The sequence below is a fragment of the Kribbella sp. NPDC058693 genome (assembly GCF_042715335.1).
Taxonomy (GTDB): Bacteria; Actinomycetota; Actinomycetes; order Propionibacteriales; family Kribbellaceae; genus Kribbella; species Kribbella jiaozuonensis.
On sequence record NZ_JBHXSQ010000003.1, the window covers coordinates 888,999 to 903,242 of the forward strand.

17 protein-coding genes and 1 tRNA gene are annotated in these 14,244 nt (G+C 67.2%); 10 read left to right on the forward strand and 8 right to left on the reverse strand.

Annotation, left to right across the window (positions count from 1 at the left end; genetic code table 11):
- Positions 1-3: 3 nt before the first annotated feature.
- Genes ACFWUU_RS22290 through ACFWUU_RS22300 form a run of 3 tightly spaced genes read right to left on the reverse strand, consistent with a single transcriptional unit; the run spans position 4 to position 2,511 of the window.
- Positions 4-1,062 carry a serine hydrolase domain-containing protein gene (locus tag ACFWUU_RS22290; RefSeq protein WP_380177773.1) on the reverse strand — a complete coding sequence of 353 codons (1,059 nt, stop codon included), beginning with the start codon at positions 1,060-1,062 and terminating at the stop codon, positions 4-6.
- Positions 1,062-1,958, reverse strand: coding sequence for a phosphotransferase family protein (locus ACFWUU_RS22295; RefSeq protein WP_380177775.1), 897 nt, complete (start codon positions 1,956-1,958; stop codon positions 1,062-1,064). The genes ACFWUU_RS22290 and ACFWUU_RS22295 overlap by 1 nt, the downstream gene beginning before the upstream one ends.
- Positions 1,951-2,511, reverse strand: a complete 561-nt coding sequence (locus ACFWUU_RS22300) for a 5-formyltetrahydrofolate cyclo-ligase (RefSeq protein ID WP_380177777.1) — start codon at positions 2,509-2,511, stop codon at positions 1,951-1,953. Before ACFWUU_RS22300 ends, ACFWUU_RS22295 begins: the two co-directional genes overlap by 8 nt.
- A gap of 65 nt (positions 2,512-2,576) precedes the next feature.
- Between ACFWUU_RS22300 and ACFWUU_RS22305 the strand changes: the two genes are divergently transcribed.
- The 8 genes from ACFWUU_RS22305 to ACFWUU_RS22340 all read left to right on the forward strand — a co-directional run bounded on the left by ACFWUU_RS22305 (position 2,577) and on the right by ACFWUU_RS22340 (position 8,293).
- The gene (locus tag ACFWUU_RS22305) at positions 2,577-3,965 is read left to right on the forward strand and encodes a UTP--glucose-1-phosphate uridylyltransferase (protein WP_380177779.1); all 1,389 of its coding nucleotides are present in this window, start codon (positions 2,577-2,579) and stop codon (positions 3,963-3,965) included.
- Positions 3,966-3,984: 19 nt separating this feature from the next.
- Positions 3,985-4,455: a GNAT family N-acetyltransferase gene (locus tag ACFWUU_RS22310; RefSeq protein ID WP_380177781.1), complete on the forward strand. Its 471-nt coding sequence runs from the start codon at positions 3,985-3,987 to the stop codon at positions 4,453-4,455.
- A gap of 10 nt (positions 4,456-4,465) precedes the next feature.
- Positions 4,466-5,692, forward strand: coding sequence for a gephyrin-like molybdotransferase Glp (glp, locus tag ACFWUU_RS22315; RefSeq protein ID WP_380177783.1), 1,227 nt, complete (start codon positions 4,466-4,468; stop codon positions 5,690-5,692).
- Positions 5,689-6,171, forward strand: a complete 483-nt coding sequence (gene moaC / locus ACFWUU_RS22320; protein WP_137258985.1) for a cyclic pyranopterin monophosphate synthase MoaC — start codon at positions 5,689-5,691, stop codon at positions 6,169-6,171. The genes glp and moaC overlap by 4 nt, the downstream gene beginning before the upstream one ends.
- Positions 6,168-6,656: a molybdenum cofactor biosynthesis protein B gene (locus ACFWUU_RS22325; RefSeq protein WP_380177785.1), complete on the forward strand. Its 489-nt coding sequence runs from the start codon at positions 6,168-6,170 to the stop codon at positions 6,654-6,656. Before moaC ends, ACFWUU_RS22325 begins: the two co-directional genes overlap by 4 nt.
- Positions 6,656-7,273 carry a GNAT family N-acetyltransferase gene (locus ACFWUU_RS22330; protein WP_137258987.1) on the forward strand — a complete coding sequence of 206 codons (618 nt, stop codon included), beginning with the start codon at positions 6,656-6,658 and terminating at the stop codon, positions 7,271-7,273. The genes ACFWUU_RS22325 and ACFWUU_RS22330 overlap by 1 nt, the downstream gene beginning before the upstream one ends.
- A 97-nt stretch (positions 7,274-7,370) precedes the next feature.
- Positions 7,371-8,147 (forward strand): hypothetical protein, encoded by a 777-nt coding sequence (locus ACFWUU_RS22335; protein WP_380177787.1) that lies wholly within the window; start codon positions 7,371-7,373, stop codon positions 8,145-8,147.
- A gap of 73 nt (positions 8,148-8,220) precedes the next feature.
- Positions 8,221-8,293 (forward strand) — tRNA-Ala (locus tag ACFWUU_RS22340).
- A gap of 610 nt (positions 8,294-8,903) precedes the next feature.
- Here ACFWUU_RS22340 and ACFWUU_RS22345 read toward each other — a convergent pair.
- From ACFWUU_RS22345 to ACFWUU_RS22360, 4 genes are all read right to left on the reverse strand, one after another.
- Positions 8,904-9,701 carry a 50S ribosomal protein L11 methyltransferase gene (locus ACFWUU_RS22345; protein WP_380177789.1) on the reverse strand — a complete coding sequence of 266 codons (798 nt, stop codon included), beginning with the start codon at positions 9,699-9,701 and terminating at the stop codon, positions 8,904-8,906.
- The gene (locus ACFWUU_RS22350) at positions 9,698-9,961 is read right to left on the reverse strand and encodes a hypothetical protein (protein ID WP_380177791.1); all 264 of its coding nucleotides are present in this window, start codon (positions 9,959-9,961) and stop codon (positions 9,698-9,700) included. Before ACFWUU_RS22350 ends, ACFWUU_RS22345 begins: the two co-directional genes overlap by 4 nt.
- 23 nt (positions 9,962-9,984) lie before the next feature.
- Complete coding sequence (locus ACFWUU_RS22355; RefSeq protein WP_380177793.1) at positions 9,985-10,791, reverse strand: hypothetical protein; 807 nt, start codon at positions 10,789-10,791, stop codon at positions 9,985-9,987.
- Positions 10,792-11,186: 395 nt separating this feature from the next.
- Positions 11,187-11,792 carry a TetR/AcrR family transcriptional regulator gene (locus ACFWUU_RS22360; RefSeq protein ID WP_380177795.1) on the reverse strand — a complete coding sequence of 202 codons (606 nt, stop codon included), beginning with the start codon at positions 11,790-11,792 and terminating at the stop codon, positions 11,187-11,189.
- A 112-nt stretch (positions 11,793-11,904) separates the two neighbouring features.
- Between ACFWUU_RS22360 and ACFWUU_RS22365 the strand changes: the two genes are divergently transcribed.
- Entirely contained in the window at positions 11,905-12,597 is a 693-nt protein-coding gene (locus ACFWUU_RS22365; RefSeq protein ID WP_380177797.1) for a hypothetical protein, read from the forward strand.
- A 53-nt stretch (positions 12,598-12,650) separates the two neighbouring features.
- Here the strand turns inward: ACFWUU_RS22365 and ACFWUU_RS22370 are convergent, their stop codons facing one another.
- Positions 12,651-13,226 carry a TetR/AcrR family transcriptional regulator gene (locus ACFWUU_RS22370; RefSeq protein ID WP_380177799.1) on the reverse strand — a complete coding sequence of 192 codons (576 nt, stop codon included), beginning with the start codon at positions 13,224-13,226 and terminating at the stop codon, positions 12,651-12,653.
- Between the two features lie 83 nt (positions 13,227-13,309).
- On the opposite strand from ACFWUU_RS22370, the gene ACFWUU_RS22375 reads away from it, so the two are divergent.
- Positions 13,310-14,191: an NAD-dependent epimerase/dehydratase family protein gene (locus tag ACFWUU_RS22375; protein WP_380177801.1), complete on the forward strand. Its 882-nt coding sequence runs from the start codon at positions 13,310-13,312 to the stop codon at positions 14,189-14,191.
- Positions 14,192-14,244 lie beyond the last annotated feature (53 nt).

A 14,244-nucleotide genomic window follows, 5' to 3' on the forward strand; every position in this document is an offset into this window, starting at 1 on the left:
CTGTCACCAAGCGGGCGCGCTGGCCTCGGCGAACAGTTCCTCCGGCCAGGTCCAGAGCGCCCGCTGGGTCAGCAGGATCGAGATCGTCCCGTCTGCGGGCGTGGTCGACCAGAGCGAGCCCAATCCGCCTGCCCAGCCGTACCGTCCGCCACCGACGGACATGCCGTAGCCCCAGCCGGTGTCCGGTCCGAGGAAGCCGGCCGCGCCTTCGCGCTGCGCCGGCGTGAGCTGGTCGGTCGTCATCTCCGCGATGGCAGCCGGTGAGAGCAGGCCGCCGTTCAGGAGCATCCGCGTGAAGGCGTGGAAGTCGTCGACGGTCGAGACCAGCCCACCACTGGCGTCCGGGAACGGCGGCGGCGTCAGCCATTGGCTGCCATCAGCCGGATCCAGTACGTCGTCCCCGACGTACGCCGTGGTCAGCCGAGCGGGATCCATCGCCGTGAACCCGGTGTCGCGCATTCCGAGCGGTTCGAAGATCCGCTCGCGGAGGAACTCCTCCAGCGGCTGACCTGCAACCCGTGCGATCAATACGCCGAGCACGTGTGAGCCGGTCGAGTACAGCCACTGCTCGCCCGGCTGGTACTGCAGCGGCAGCGTCGCCAGCCGCCGCATCCACTCGTCCGGCTCCAACCCGGTCCGCGGTACAGGTGGTCCGAACGTGTGGAGGTCGAGCTCCTCCTCACGCTGCCGCAGCGCCGGGTTGTCCGACTCACCCAGCCCGAGCCGGAACGTCAGCAGGTCCCGCGTCGTGATCGGCCGCGCCGCCGGCACCGTGTCGTCCAGAGGCCCGTCCGGCTGCCGCAGTACGACGGGATGCGCCAGCTCCGGCAGTACGTCGGCAACCGGTGCGTCCATGGTCAGCCGCAGCTCGTCGACGAGGATCATGGTCGCGGCGGCAACGATCGACTTGGTGAACGACGAGACCCGGAACAGGCTGTCCCGCTGCAGCTCCGGCCCGTCGTACGCCGTCCTGCCGAGCACCTCGACCCGGGTTTCGTCACCGCGGCTGATGAGACTGATGAGTCCGGGTACCACGCCGTTGTCGACGTACGTCTGCAGCATCAGCTCAGTCCACCAGCGAACGGCATCGCGCGCCACTGGGTCGCGAACATCCGGATCCCGTCGGCCAGTTCCGGGATCAGCGGGACCAGCGGGGTGCAGACGAGGACCTGCAGGGCGCGGGCCAGGTCCATCACCTGCTGGATCTTCGGGTCGAGCGTCGGGAGCCCGCGAGCGTGCGCGCCGTCGTCGTACGCCCGGTACAGCTCCGGTCCGAAGCCGGCGACGTCCCACTCGATCGGTCCGAACGTCGCGTCCTCGAAGTCGGCCCAGAGCGGGCCGTCGACGGTGGTGATCAGGTTCCACGCCGGGGCGTCGCCGTGGATCGGCTGCACGGTCGCCGACGGGAAGACCGCCTCGAACCCGGCCCGGCTGGTCAGAACTGGCTCCAGCACCTTCCACTCGGCTCTGGCTCGGTCGAGGTCGTCCTGCTCGAGCAGACCGGGCACAGCCTCGACGGCCTGCAGACCTGGACCGATCAGCCGCAGCGGGGTCATCCAGGCGAGTTCACCTGGGTAGTCCGCGAGCTGGGCGTGCAGCTCTGGCACGCGAGCCGTGGCAGCGAAGTAGTCGGGCTCGGCGGTCTGGTCCACTTCCACGTACGTCCAGAAGGTCATGGACAACCCGTCCCGCTCCACCGGCCGCCGCGGAACCACCGGAGTCGGCTGGACGACGGGCACGCCCTGCGTGGCCAGCCAGGCAGCGATGTCCAGCTCGCGCTGCTGACGGCGTACGGCGGGCTCGGGGTCCTTCATGCCGTCCGGGAGGTTCATCGGTACCCGCGCGACCACAGGCGACGGCTGCAGATGAACGACCGTGGAGAAGGCCGTGTAGAGCACCCGAGGGTCGGTGACGGTCAGGCCGAGGGAGCGTGCGGCTTCGACCGCGGTCTCAGTCATCTCCTGATCTTTGCAGCGGGATCAAGCGAGTTGGTGTGAGCGCAGCGTCCACCGGGTGGTCGTGCGCGTCGGACGGCAGGGCATCCACGATCTCGGTGTCGTACACGGCGGCCCAGACCGGCGTACCAGGTCGGATGCGGCCGAGTGCGCGGTCGTACGAGCCGCCGCCACGGCCCAGACGTACTCCGTTGCGGGCGACGGCCACGGCGGGGCAGATGACCAGATCGGCGGTGGCGATGGCGTCCGAGCCCAGATCGGTCGGCGGCTCCGACAGGCCGAGCCGACCGGGCACCAGGTCAGCCGCGCCGGGTGCAATGCCCCAGCCGAGGTCGTTGTCGGCGTACAGGATCGGCAGCAACACCTCGCGGTCGGTCGCGAGCAGCCAGTCGATCAGCGCGCCGGTCTGCGGCTCCGGGCCCATCGACACGTACAGAGCGACCCGGTGGACGTCGGGCAGCACCTGCTTGGCGCAGGTCAGCAGCCCTTCCGCATGGGGGCGCTGCTCCCGGGTACCGAGGAAATGTTGCCGCGCCGTGGCCTTCGACTGAAACACGAACTGATCGTATGAGGGTGACGCGGGCAACACTCGGATTGGTGGCTGTCCCCTAGGGTTGGTGCATGGGTGAGGTGGGTCTCAGACAAGCGCAGGAGAAGATGCGTGCAGCCGGTGCTGCCGACGTTGCAATACGCGTCTTCACGCACTACTACCAGCTGCTCGAATCGGGGCAGCAGGGGAAGATCCACGAGGCCGACATCGAACCGGTCGGCGAGCTGCCGCACCTCGATCACCTGGACACCGATCCGGACGCCATGCGCGCCGCGCTCGCCGAGACGGTGGTGATCAAGCTTAACGGCGGCCTCGGTACGTCGATGGGCGTCACCGGCCCGAAGTCCGCGCTGGCGGTCAAGGACGGGCTGAGCTTCCTCGACATCATCGCCCGGCAGATCCTGAGCACCCGGCGCAAGTACGACGTACCGTTGCCGCTGGTGCTGATGAACTCGTTCCGTACCAAGACCGAGTCGCTGCAGATCCTGAGCGAGTACGACGGCCTGGCGATCGACGGGCTGCCGCTCGATTTCATGCAGAACATGGAGCCGAAGTTGCTCGCCGACGACCTGACGCCGGCCGAGTGGGAGCCGGACCCGGAGCTGGCCTGGTGCCCGCCGGGCCACGGCGATCTGTTCACCGCGTTGGTTGCCTCCGGCACCCTTGATGCGCTGCGCGAGCACGGCTTCCGGCACGCGTTCATCTCGAACGCCGACAACCTCGGCGCGACACCGGATCCGCGGATCGCCGCCTGGATGGCGGAACATACCGTACCGTTTGGTATGGAGGTCTGCCGGCGCACCAGGTCGGACCGCAAGGGTGGTCACGTCGCGGTGCGCAAGTCCGACGGCCGGCTGATCCTGCGGGACAGCGCACAGGTCGCCGAGGAGGACACGCAGTACTTCCAGGACGTCACCCGGCACAAGACGTTCAACACCAACAACCTGTGGATCGACCTGGACCGGCTCGCCGAGCTGATGGACGGACACGACGGGATCCTCGGCCTGCCGATCATCGTGAACCGCAAGACCGTCGACCCGGCCGACCCGTCCTCGCCGAAGGTGATCCAGCTCGAGACCGCGATGGGTACGGCGATCGAGACGTTCGAGGGCTCCCAGGCCGTGATCGTGGACCGCAGCCGGTTCAAGCCGGTGAAGACCACGAACGACCTGCTCGTACTGCGTTCCGACGTGTACGAGCTGGACGAGGCCGGCGACCTGACCACGACGCACGAGGGCGACGAGCCGTACGTCGACCTGGACCCGGAGTTCTTCAAGATCCTCGCCGACTTCGACCTCCGGTTCGCGGCCGGGCCGCCCTCGCTGGTCCGGGCCGACCGGCTCGAGGTGCGCGGCGACGTTGCCTTCGGCAAGGATGTGGTGGTGGTCGGGGACGTCGAGGTGGAGGCGCCGGCCGGTGAGCGCCGGGTCATCCCGGACGGGACCGAACTGAGCAACTGAACGCTTCGGGGGGAGTGCGATGGACGACCTGCTGATCAGGCCGTTGGAGCCGTCCGACACGGATGAGGCCGCCGCGGTGTGGTGGCGCTCGCGGCACGCTGCCGATTCGCAGCTGCCGCCGGCGATCCATACGGCCGCGGAGGTGGCGACCTGGTTCGCGGACGTGCTGCTGCCGGACGCGGAGACCTGGGTGGCGCTCGACGACGACCGGATCGTCGCAGTGCTGACGCTCGACGGCGACGACCTCGACCAGCTGTACGTCGTACCGGAGGCGGCCGGTCAGGGCATCGGATCGACCCTCGTGGACCTCGCCAAGGACCTCCGGCCTGGCGGACTGGCGCTCTGGACCTTCCAGACCAACACCCACGCCCAGTCCTTCTACAAAGCCCACGGCTTCGTCGAGGTACGCCGTACCGATGGCGCTGCCAACGAGGAACGTGCGCCCGACGTGCGGATGACCTGGGGCAACCACCCGGAGGGTGTGGATTAGGGTCAGGCTCGTGAGACGGAGTGTTGATGAGCATCTGGAGGCTGTACTCGGCCGTGTGACGCCTCTGCCCGCGTTCGACCAGCCTTTGATGGACGCGGTCGGGCTGGTGCTGTGCGAGGACATCGTCTCGGGGGTGAGTCTGCCGGGGTTCGACAACTCGGCCATGGACGGGTACGCCGTCCAGGCCGCTGACCTGGTCGGCGCCTCGGACGAGAGCCCGATCGCCCTGCCGGTCGTGGGGGAGTTCCGGGCCGGCCGAAGCCAGCCGATCGTGGTGACGCCCGGTACCTGCGTGCGGATCATGACGGGTGCGCCGATGCCACGCGGCGCGGACAGCGTCGTACCGGTCGAGTGGACCGACGGTGGGACGGTCAACGTCCGCATCACCCAGCAGCCGCCGGTCGGTGGTTCGGTACGGCATGCCGGTGAGGACGTGACGGCTGGAGTGCAGGTGCTGGACCGCGACACGATCCTGGGGCCGCGGCAGATCGCCGTACTCGCTGCGGTCGGCCGGGCGCGGGTCAAGGCTCGGCCGCGGCCGCGGGTCGTGGTGATCTCCACTGGTGCCGAGCTCCGTGAGCCCGGGAGCCGGCTGGGCGACGGGCAGATCTACGACTCGAACAGCTACACGATGGCCGCGTGTGCGCGGGACGCCGGAGCGGTTGTCTACCGCGTCGGCATCGTCGACGACGACCCCAAGCGGATCATGGACACGCTCTCCGACCAGTTGGTGCGGGCTGACCTGGTCATCACCACAGGTGGTGTCAGCATGGGCGCGTACGACGTAGTGAAGGAGGAACTGTCCAAGCTGGGCACTGTGGACTTCCCGCAGGTTGCGATGCAGCCGGGGAAGCCGCAGGGGTTCGGTGTGATCGGTGAGGACGAGGTGCCGATCTTCACGCTGCCGGGCAACCCGGTGTCGGCGTACGTGTCGTTCGAGGTGTTCGTCCGGCCCGCGCTGCGCAAGATGATGGGGCAGATGCCGTACCGGCGCGCACTGGTCCCGGGAGTGACGCTGGACGGGTTCAGCTCGCCCGCGGGGCGGCGGCAGTTCGTCCGCGCCACGGCCACCTCCGGCGACCAGGGCTGGATGGCCAGTACAGTCGGCGGGCACGGCTCGCACCTGCTCGGCGGGTTGAGCCGGGCGAACGCACTGATCATCGTGCCCGAGGACGTAACCGCGGTCCGGCCCGGCGATCAGGTAGAGCTGATGCTGCTGGACGAGGAGACCGGATGACCGAGCCGCCTGCCGGGCTGACCCATGTCGACGAGACCGGGGCCGCGCGGATGGTCGACGTGTCGGCCAAGGACGTGGGGAGCCGGCGAGCTGTTGCCAGCGGCAAGGTTCTGGTCTCGGCCGAGGTGGTGACGGCGCTGCGGGGCGACGGCGTACCGAAGGGTGACGCGCTCGGTGTCGCCCGGATCGCCGGGATCATGGGCGCCAAGCGGACGCCGGACCTGGTTCCGCTGTGCCATCCGATCGCGATCACCGGCGCCAAGGTCGACCTCGAGGTCGCGGACGACGCCGTACTGATCCGGGCGCAGGTGAAGACGACCGACCGCACCGGTGTCGAGATGGAAGCTCTGACCGCGGTTGCCGTCGCCGGGCTGGCTGTGATCGACATGGTGAAGGCGCTGGATCCGGCGGCAGTGCTGACCGACGTACGGGTGGAGTTGAAAGAGGGCGGCAAGACCGGGCACTGGGAGCGGCCGTGAGAGCGCTTGTCGTCAGCGTGTCCAACCGTGCGGCCGCTGGGATTTACACCGACACCACAGGTCCACTGATCGCCTCGCGGTTGGCGGACTGGGGCTTCGAGGTGTCTGGGCCGTCTGTCGTCCCGGACGGCTCTCCGGTCGGTGATGCGTTGCGTGCCGCGGTCGAGGCGTCGTACGACGTCGTGCTGACGACAGGTGGCACCGGGATCTCGCCGACCGACGAGACGCCCGAGCAGACGGCCGCTGTGCTGACGAAGGTCGTGCCGGGGATTGCCGAAGCGATCCGGGCGTACGGCGTCGCCAACGGAGTACCGACAGCCGCACTGTCCCGTGGACTGGCCGGAGTCGCAGGTACTACGGTCATCGTCAACCTGCCCGGCTCGCGTGGCGGGGTGAAGGACGGTCTCGCCGTACTGGAACCGCTACTGCGACATGCGGTCGAGCAGGTACACGGTGGGGACCATGTGCGGACGGACACCGACTGATGGCGATCGTGCACTGGCCTGTCGAACTGCAGCACGGACAGGTCGGACTGCGCCCGTTGCGGGCAGGCGACGGTGGCGAGTGGGCCGCTGCGCGCCAGCGGAACGTCAGCTGGCTGCGGCCCTGGGACGCGACCCAGCCGCCCGGTGCGGAGGACGGTGCACGCACCTTCCGAGCCATGGCACGTGACTGGAACCGGCAGGCGCGGTACGGACGCATGCTCCCGTTCGTCATCACGTACGGGGGTGCAGCCGGCGTCGGCGCGCGGTCGAAGTGGCCCCTGGTCGGACAGCTGACGGTGTCCGGCATCACCTACGGCTCGGCCCGCTGGGCGAACCTCGGCTACTGGGTCGACGAGCAGTACGCCGGTCGCGGGATCGTCCCGACCGCCGTCGCGATGGCCGCCGACCACTGCTGGTTCACCCTCGGCCTGCACCGGATCGAAGTCGCGATCCGCCCGGAGAACAAGGCAAGTCTGCGCGTGGTGGAGAAGCTCGGCTTCCGGTACGAAGGCGAGCGGCCGCGGTTCCTGCACATCGACGGCGACTGGCGCGACCACCGCATCTTCGCGCTCAACATCGAAGAGGTCGGGCCCGGTCTCGTAGCGCGACTGCGCTGACTACGGTGCGTGCTATTCACATCAGTCACACGAGTCTTCTTGCGACACACCGTCTCACGTACCTCATCTGGCCCCCGCCGCACCTTAGCGTCGTCGCATGGGGACGACAGGGCTGATCTATGTGGCGATCGTCGCCGCCTGGGCCGCCTACCTCGTCCCGATGTGGCTGAAGCGAGGCGACGAAGCGCGGCGGCAACCGGTGGTGCCGTCATCCGCCGAAGCGCGGGTGCTCTCCCGCGACCCGTCGCGACCGCGGTACGTCGTACGCCCGCCCGGAGCGACCGCCGCCGACGACCCGTCGCCGCCGCAGCGGTACGTCCCCAACCGAGCCCGCCGGGTGGCCGCAATGCGCCGTCGGCGGGTGCTGTCGATCCTGACCCTTTCGCTGCTGTCGGTCGTTGCACTAGCCGGACTCGCGATGGTGCCGTGGTGGTCGGTGGCGATTCCCGGCGCGTTCATCCTCGGCTTCGTCGTACTCACCCGGGTGCAGCTGCGGCGGCAGGCGCGGACCCGTGCGCGGCTCGCTGCCGAGCGGCGTACTCGCATCCAGGCCCAGCACGACCGCGGCCCGGCCGGGAAGCCCGCACCGTCGCCCGACGAGGAGATGACCATCGAGGTCAAGCTCCCCGAAGCGCCGGCGCCCGCCAAGCCCGCCGAGAAGCCTGCTGTCGAAGGACTCTGGGACCCGGTCCCGGTGACGCTTCCGACGTACGTCCTGAAGGAGAAGGCACCCGACCGGACGGTGCGCACGATCTCCCTCACCGACGACGAAGTCTTCTCCAGTGCGCGGACGACGGACCCCGCCGAGAAGCCCGTCGTCGCCGAGCCCGCCGAGCCCGAAGAACACGAGGTGAAACGCGCCGTCGGCGACTGATATCCGGTTTTAGAACCCGGGGCTCTACGTGTTAGAGTTTCGCGGTCGCCAGGGAAACCAGGGCGACCAGCTCGGGGCTGTGGCGCAGTTGGTAGCGCGCTTCGTTCGCAACGAAGAGGCCAGGGGTTCGAATCCCCTCAGCTCCACGAGGGCGATGGGCGAGGTGTGTCACGCAGCTTCCTGCGTTGACCGCCTCGCCCTCGTCATTTGTGCGGCTTCGCTCCGCTCGCCGCCCCACGGGGGCTCCGCCACCCGCACCCCCTTGCGCCTTCGCTTCGCTCGGCTCCCTGGGTCGGGTTGGGCGGTTGGCTTGGCGGCGGGGCCTTCGCTTCGCTCGGCTCGGAGGGGCAGAACGGCATACCGTACAGCGCGTGCTGCGGTGGATGTGCTGACAGTCGGACGTCTCAGGCCGCCAACAATGGGTGAGCGGCAAGTCGTGGGCTGATGCCGGTGCAGAGCCGTCGGCCAAAGGCATGCGCCGACGCGGCTGTGCGAGCGTTCGTGTGGTGTGTTGAACGTCGGAGCATGGGACAGATCCGTGTCCGGCAGATCCCCGCACTACGAAGGCGGCGGGAGGTTGCCGTACCGTTGCTGCGGGGCTTGGACAACAGAAGCGCTGGCGACCCGGTCGGTGTCAGCCTGCACACCACGGCGTCCAACGTCAGCACGATCCTGCGGAAGTACGAGATGGACATGTCTCGCGCGGGGTCGCCGATGGCGTACGTCGTTCCTGGCTCGCTGACTACCAGCGGCTGGCTAGCGGACGCGGTGCCTTCGGGCGGGGGACAGCAGGTCAACGGCTTCGAGGAAGGATCGTTGGCGGTTCACAACCGGCCGGCGTGATCGCCGGCGTCGGAGAAGATTCGGATCAAGCTTGATGAGGTGGATTCGGTAGGTCTCGTGTTCCCGCTCATCCTCGGTCTGAATAGTGCAGGTCAGCCCGCTGTCGGCACATAGACGCTTGAGGTCAATGCCGTTTCGGTCCAGGACATCGGACGTGGCCATGTAGCAGCGTCCGTCAGGCTCAAGCAGGCCGGGTAGGCGCTTGACCAAGTCCACCGTGGTTCTGAGTGCGGGGTCGAAAATTGCACTGCGGAGATAACCGCGCGGGCTCCCGGGCAGCAGGGGAGGGTTCGCTATGACGAGATCGAATGAGCCGCACCTGCGGAGTACGTCTCGGGCTGTGCCGAGCTCGATGTCCACAATGGTCTCCACGCTGTTGCGAAGCACGTTGTCACGTGCACAGGCGACAGCCAAAGGATCGAAGTCGAAGCCCAGCACGCGCGCCGCGCCGTTCAGCGCCGCATCGATGGCAAATGCCCCACTTCCGGTGAATGCATCCAGAACCGTGCCGCCCTCGACATACTTGATTGCATCTCGGAGAAGCGGTGACACTCGAGTCAGCGTCGGGCAGAAGACACCGTCGGTGATTTCAAGAGCGGCGCTTCCGAACCTGGTCTGATGCGGATAAGTCAGGGAGCGGTGCTTGTCGATCAATATTGCGGCTGGTTCGATGTTGTAGGCCCGGCTGAGCGTGCCGGCGCGAGGCTTCACTCGTGGTGGTCCTCGCCGCCGTTCTCACTCGGTTCTGTCTCGGTTGACTCTGCGTCGCCGGGGTCGGCCTCGTCCAGGTACCGCTCCAGTTCGGGGATGGTTGTTCCGGTTCGTTCCTTCATGTCCCGGTAGAGCGAAGCTTTGATCCTTGCTTCCTCTTCAGGTGTCAGAGGATCGTCCGGGATCACATCGAACCCGAAGTCCTCCGGGTTAATGTCTCCGGTCAGCTCACCGGGGAGTGGTCTCGAGATGCGAATCATCAGTTGTTCCGTTCTGGGGGCCGCTAGATGAGCTCGCCGACGACTAAGGCGAGATCGCGGACGTTGTCGAGGTACAGCTCCTGGTTCCCTATCCTGGGGGACGCATTCTTGACGCTGATTGTTACGGTGCCGATCGCTTCACCCGAATCGGGGTCCTGAACGACTTTCGCGACCACCTGCCCGTACAGGTTCGCGAGCTTCTTGGCGTCCGGGAGTTTCAAGTTGTGCGTAATTCCTTGGCCCTTGCTTTCCCACTCTTTCTCCGTGACCGACTGCAACGCGCGCCTATAAGTCGGGTCAGAGGTCCGAAGTTTCAGAGTCTCGCCGCGGTCGTTGTTCAGAAGACAGACGCCAATTAGACCCCTCCCCATCCGGAAAGGGACGCCGCTGGGCGGTTCCTTGACGAGGCCGACTGCGGCCAAACGCTGGAGCTTCGGGCGGATCTTCAGCCAGGCGAGCCAGGTCAGCCCTCGTCGTTGCGCGACTCGCCGCAGGAGGCCGCGCACGGCGTGGGGAAACAGCCGTCGGTACCACGGTGGAACGCCCCAGACGTGGACCCGGATCTGAAGGAGATCGTTCGCCACCGGCTTGTCTTGACAGAGCCTGATGAGAGTCTGCTGGGCCATACGCTCGACTTGGTGCTTCCGGTGGTCCCGTGGAGCCGTCAGCCACTTCTGTACGCCATTGAGCCGTTGAACACCGACCGCGACCGCGAGCACGACGGTGGTGGCGAACTGCGTAGTGTCGGTCTGGCCTGTGACGCTGCCCCGCACACTGAGGATCGCAGCCGCGACCACGATGATGAATGCTCCAAGAACAGCCAGCCTCACGTCGTCCCCATCCTCCCGAGCGCCTCTTAGTGCAGGCTGAGGATGGTGATGGAGGGCGCGCGGCGCAATGGCGATGGTCGCGAGACTCCCCTGCCTGGCAGAAACAGTATCGCTGCGGAGGAGTATTGCGTTACACATTGTGAAATTCCCAGGTGGAATCAAATGATTGATTCCACTCAAGGCAGAAATGGCGGAGGCGTCGAGTGGCGGCGCGCAGGTCGCACGGTGCGCTGTCATCTGTCCTCCCGTCCGCGTCGATCGCCATAGCTACAACGGAGTCCATTGGCGCCAGGTAACGCAGGTAGAGCTCAGTGGTGTCTCAATCTCATCACAAGCATAGTGCGCGAGGTTTCAATTATCCTCGTAGCTGGCCTGAATTCTTCCCGGGCGATGGGTCAGGGGGTTGCGCCGCCTAGAGCCAACTCGAGGATGGTGTCGACCTGAGCAGTCGAGACGGGGCGGGTGTGGAGGAGTAGGCGGTAGTAGAGGGGGGCGTAGAGGAGTTCTACTAGGTCTGCCAGGTCTACGTCTTGGCGGAGTTCGCCTGCTGATTGGGCCTTGGATAGGCGTTCTATGCAGAGGTCTACTCGGGGCTTGATGATGGAATCGACTACTGCTTTGGCGATGTCGGGGTCGCTTTGGGCAGCCGCAATCAGGCCCTTGCTGTAGGCGGCGAACATGGGGCTGGCGAAGGCTTGGGCTACCTGGGTCATCTGGGTGCGGAGGTCGGCTTCCAGGTTGCCGGTGTCGGGGAAGTCGAGGGTGCTGCGGCCGCGTTCCTCGATCGCCTCCAGGAGGATGGCGGCCTTCGACGGCCACCAGCGGTAGATCGTCTGCTTGCCGACGCCGGCGCGTTTGGCGATGCCCTCCATCGTGAGGCCGGCGTACAGCTGCTCGCCGCACAGCTCGAGCGCTGCGTCCAGGATCGCCTGGCGGGCGCGCTCGCTCCGGCGGTCGGGATTGGGCGCCGAACGGGGCGCGGGGGTCGAGGGTGTCGCCATGTCCGGAGCTTACACGAGACGAGACGTTGTGTCTTGACAGTGACCTCCAACGAGACTTAGCGTCTCGTCATGAGACGAGACGTCTCGTCAACCACAAGAGGGGATCAAGACCGTGTCCGAAGCCGTGGTTCGCAGGTATGCAGGACTGTTCGGGGTCATCGCGAGCGCGCTGATCGTCGTCCAGGTGCCGCTGTACTTCCTCTACTCCGGTGCTCCGCCGGACTGGAACATCCTGACCCGCAGCCTGATCGGGATCGTGGGCTGCGTCTTCTACATCCTGTTCTTCACCGGACTGCGCCAGCTGATCCATCAGGTCGACGTCGCGTCGGACTGGATCGCGGGCGTGATTCAGACGGCGGGTCTGTTGTGGGTCGCGATGGTGTTCGTGCCGCAGTCGATGGAGGCCGGCGCCGCGATCGTCACCGACCACGACATCGACACCACGAAGGAGGGTCCGTTCGCGGGAGCGCAGTACCTGATGCAGGGGCTGATCTCGCGGCTGCTGATGGGGTTGTTCCTGATCGCACTCGGGATCGTCGTCTATCGGTTGCGGTTGCTGCCGAAGTGGGTCGGCTGGTCCGCGTTCGTGCTCGCGGCGATCAACCTCGCCTTCGTGCCGGCGCTGTACTTCGGTGACGACCCGGCGAACTTCTACAGCGCCCAGGGCTGGGGTACGACGGCCAGCATGGGCGCACTGTGGAGCCTCTGGACCCTTGCCGTGAGCATCAGCGTCCTCCGCAGCTCCCGCCGGGCTGCGGTCCACGCTCGGCCCACGCGCGCTGCGGTCCCGGCCGCGGCCGGCTGAGCTTTACGCAGTACGTGCCTGAGGCAAGGATCTGCCTCAGGCACGTACTGTTCTCAGCCCAATGAAGCGCTGGCTGCGCGCAGCTCTGCGAGGGCGGCCAATGCGTGTGGCGCCAGCCCGGCCTCGTCGTGTTCCAGGTGCATCCATTCGGTGTAGCCGCGCTTGAAGGCCAGGACGCCCAGCTCGGCGGCCAGGTGGGCGACGGGGTCCGGGACGCCGCGGGTCAGAAGAGCGTCGGTCATCGCCTTTGCGAGGCCGACGCTCTTCAGCGCATCACGTTCCTGGAGTTCGGTGCTGGCGGCGACGGCAGCCTTCAGGCGGGGCCCGAGCTCACGGTTCATCGGCCCCATCGCGCTCGAGGCGCGCTCCAGTCCGGCGGCGATCGCGTCGACCGGACCTGCATCCTCGGGTGCGTCGGTGATCCCCTCGACCAGCAGGCGGCACAGGGTTTCCTGGCCGGCCACGAGGAGTTCGCGCTTGTCGGGGAAGTGGCGGAAGAAGGTGCTCTTCGTGACTCCGGCCCGTTCGGCGATCTGGGCGACCGTGGTCGCGTCGTAGCCCTGGTCGGCGAAGAGGTCCACGGCGGCCAGGACCAGTCGTTCGCGTGCACCGGGTTCCCATCGCGCCATACCCTGATTGTAGGTGATGGGACCTTTGTCTCGTCAGTGCTACTGTGATGGGACAAAGGTCCCATCACGTTCAGGAGTGTCTGATGCAGGTATTCATCACCGGTGGAAGCGGGCTGATCGGGTCGGCTGTGGTTGCGGAGTTGCTGGCGAACGGGCATGCGGTTCTTGCCCTGGCTCGGTCCGATGCCGCTGCGGCTGGGTTGAAGGAGGCCGGGGCTGCGGTTGTTCGCGGGAGCCTTGCGGATCTGGAGGTGCTTCAGGCTGGTGCCGCGGAGTCCGGCGGGGTGATTCACCTTGCCTTTAGCAACGACTTCAGCAGTCCGGAGGCGGTGGCGGCGGGGGTTGCCGAGGAGGGGGCCGCGCTGGCGGTGTTGGGGGAGGCGTTGGTGGGGAGTGGGCGTCCGTTGGTGACGGTTTCGGGTACGCCGTGGGTGGCGGGGCGCGTGGCGACGGAGGCAGATCCGTTGCCGCTGGACGGGCCGGTTGGTGGGCGTGGGCGTTCTGTCATGGGTGTGCTGGGTCTTGCGGAGCGCGGTGTGAGGAGTGCCGCCGTACGGATGCCGCGGACTGTGCACAATCAGGGGACCGGCGGGTTCGCCGGCTTGCTGACCGACATCGCGCGGCGCGCTGGGGTGTCCGGTTGCCCCGGTGACGGCACTCAGCGCTGGCCGGCTGTGCATGCGCTGGATGCGGCTGTGCTGTTCCGGTTGGTTCTCGAGAATGCGCCGGCCGGCACGGCGTGGCATGCGGTGGATGACGAGGGTGACGCCGTACGGGATATCGCTGCGGTGATCGGTCGGCGGCTCGGGCTGCCGGTCCAGGCTGTGCCGGAGGAGACGTACGGCCCGCTCGGTCCGATCTTCGCGACCGACCAGCCGGCGTCCAGTGTTCACACCCGGGATGTGCTCGGTTGGAAGCCTGAACACCCGAATCTGCTGGCGGACCTGGAGAACCTTCAGGCCTGAGTTGTCTCAGGTTGAGAATCGCGTCAGCTAATCTTGACTCGTTCCAGAAAACG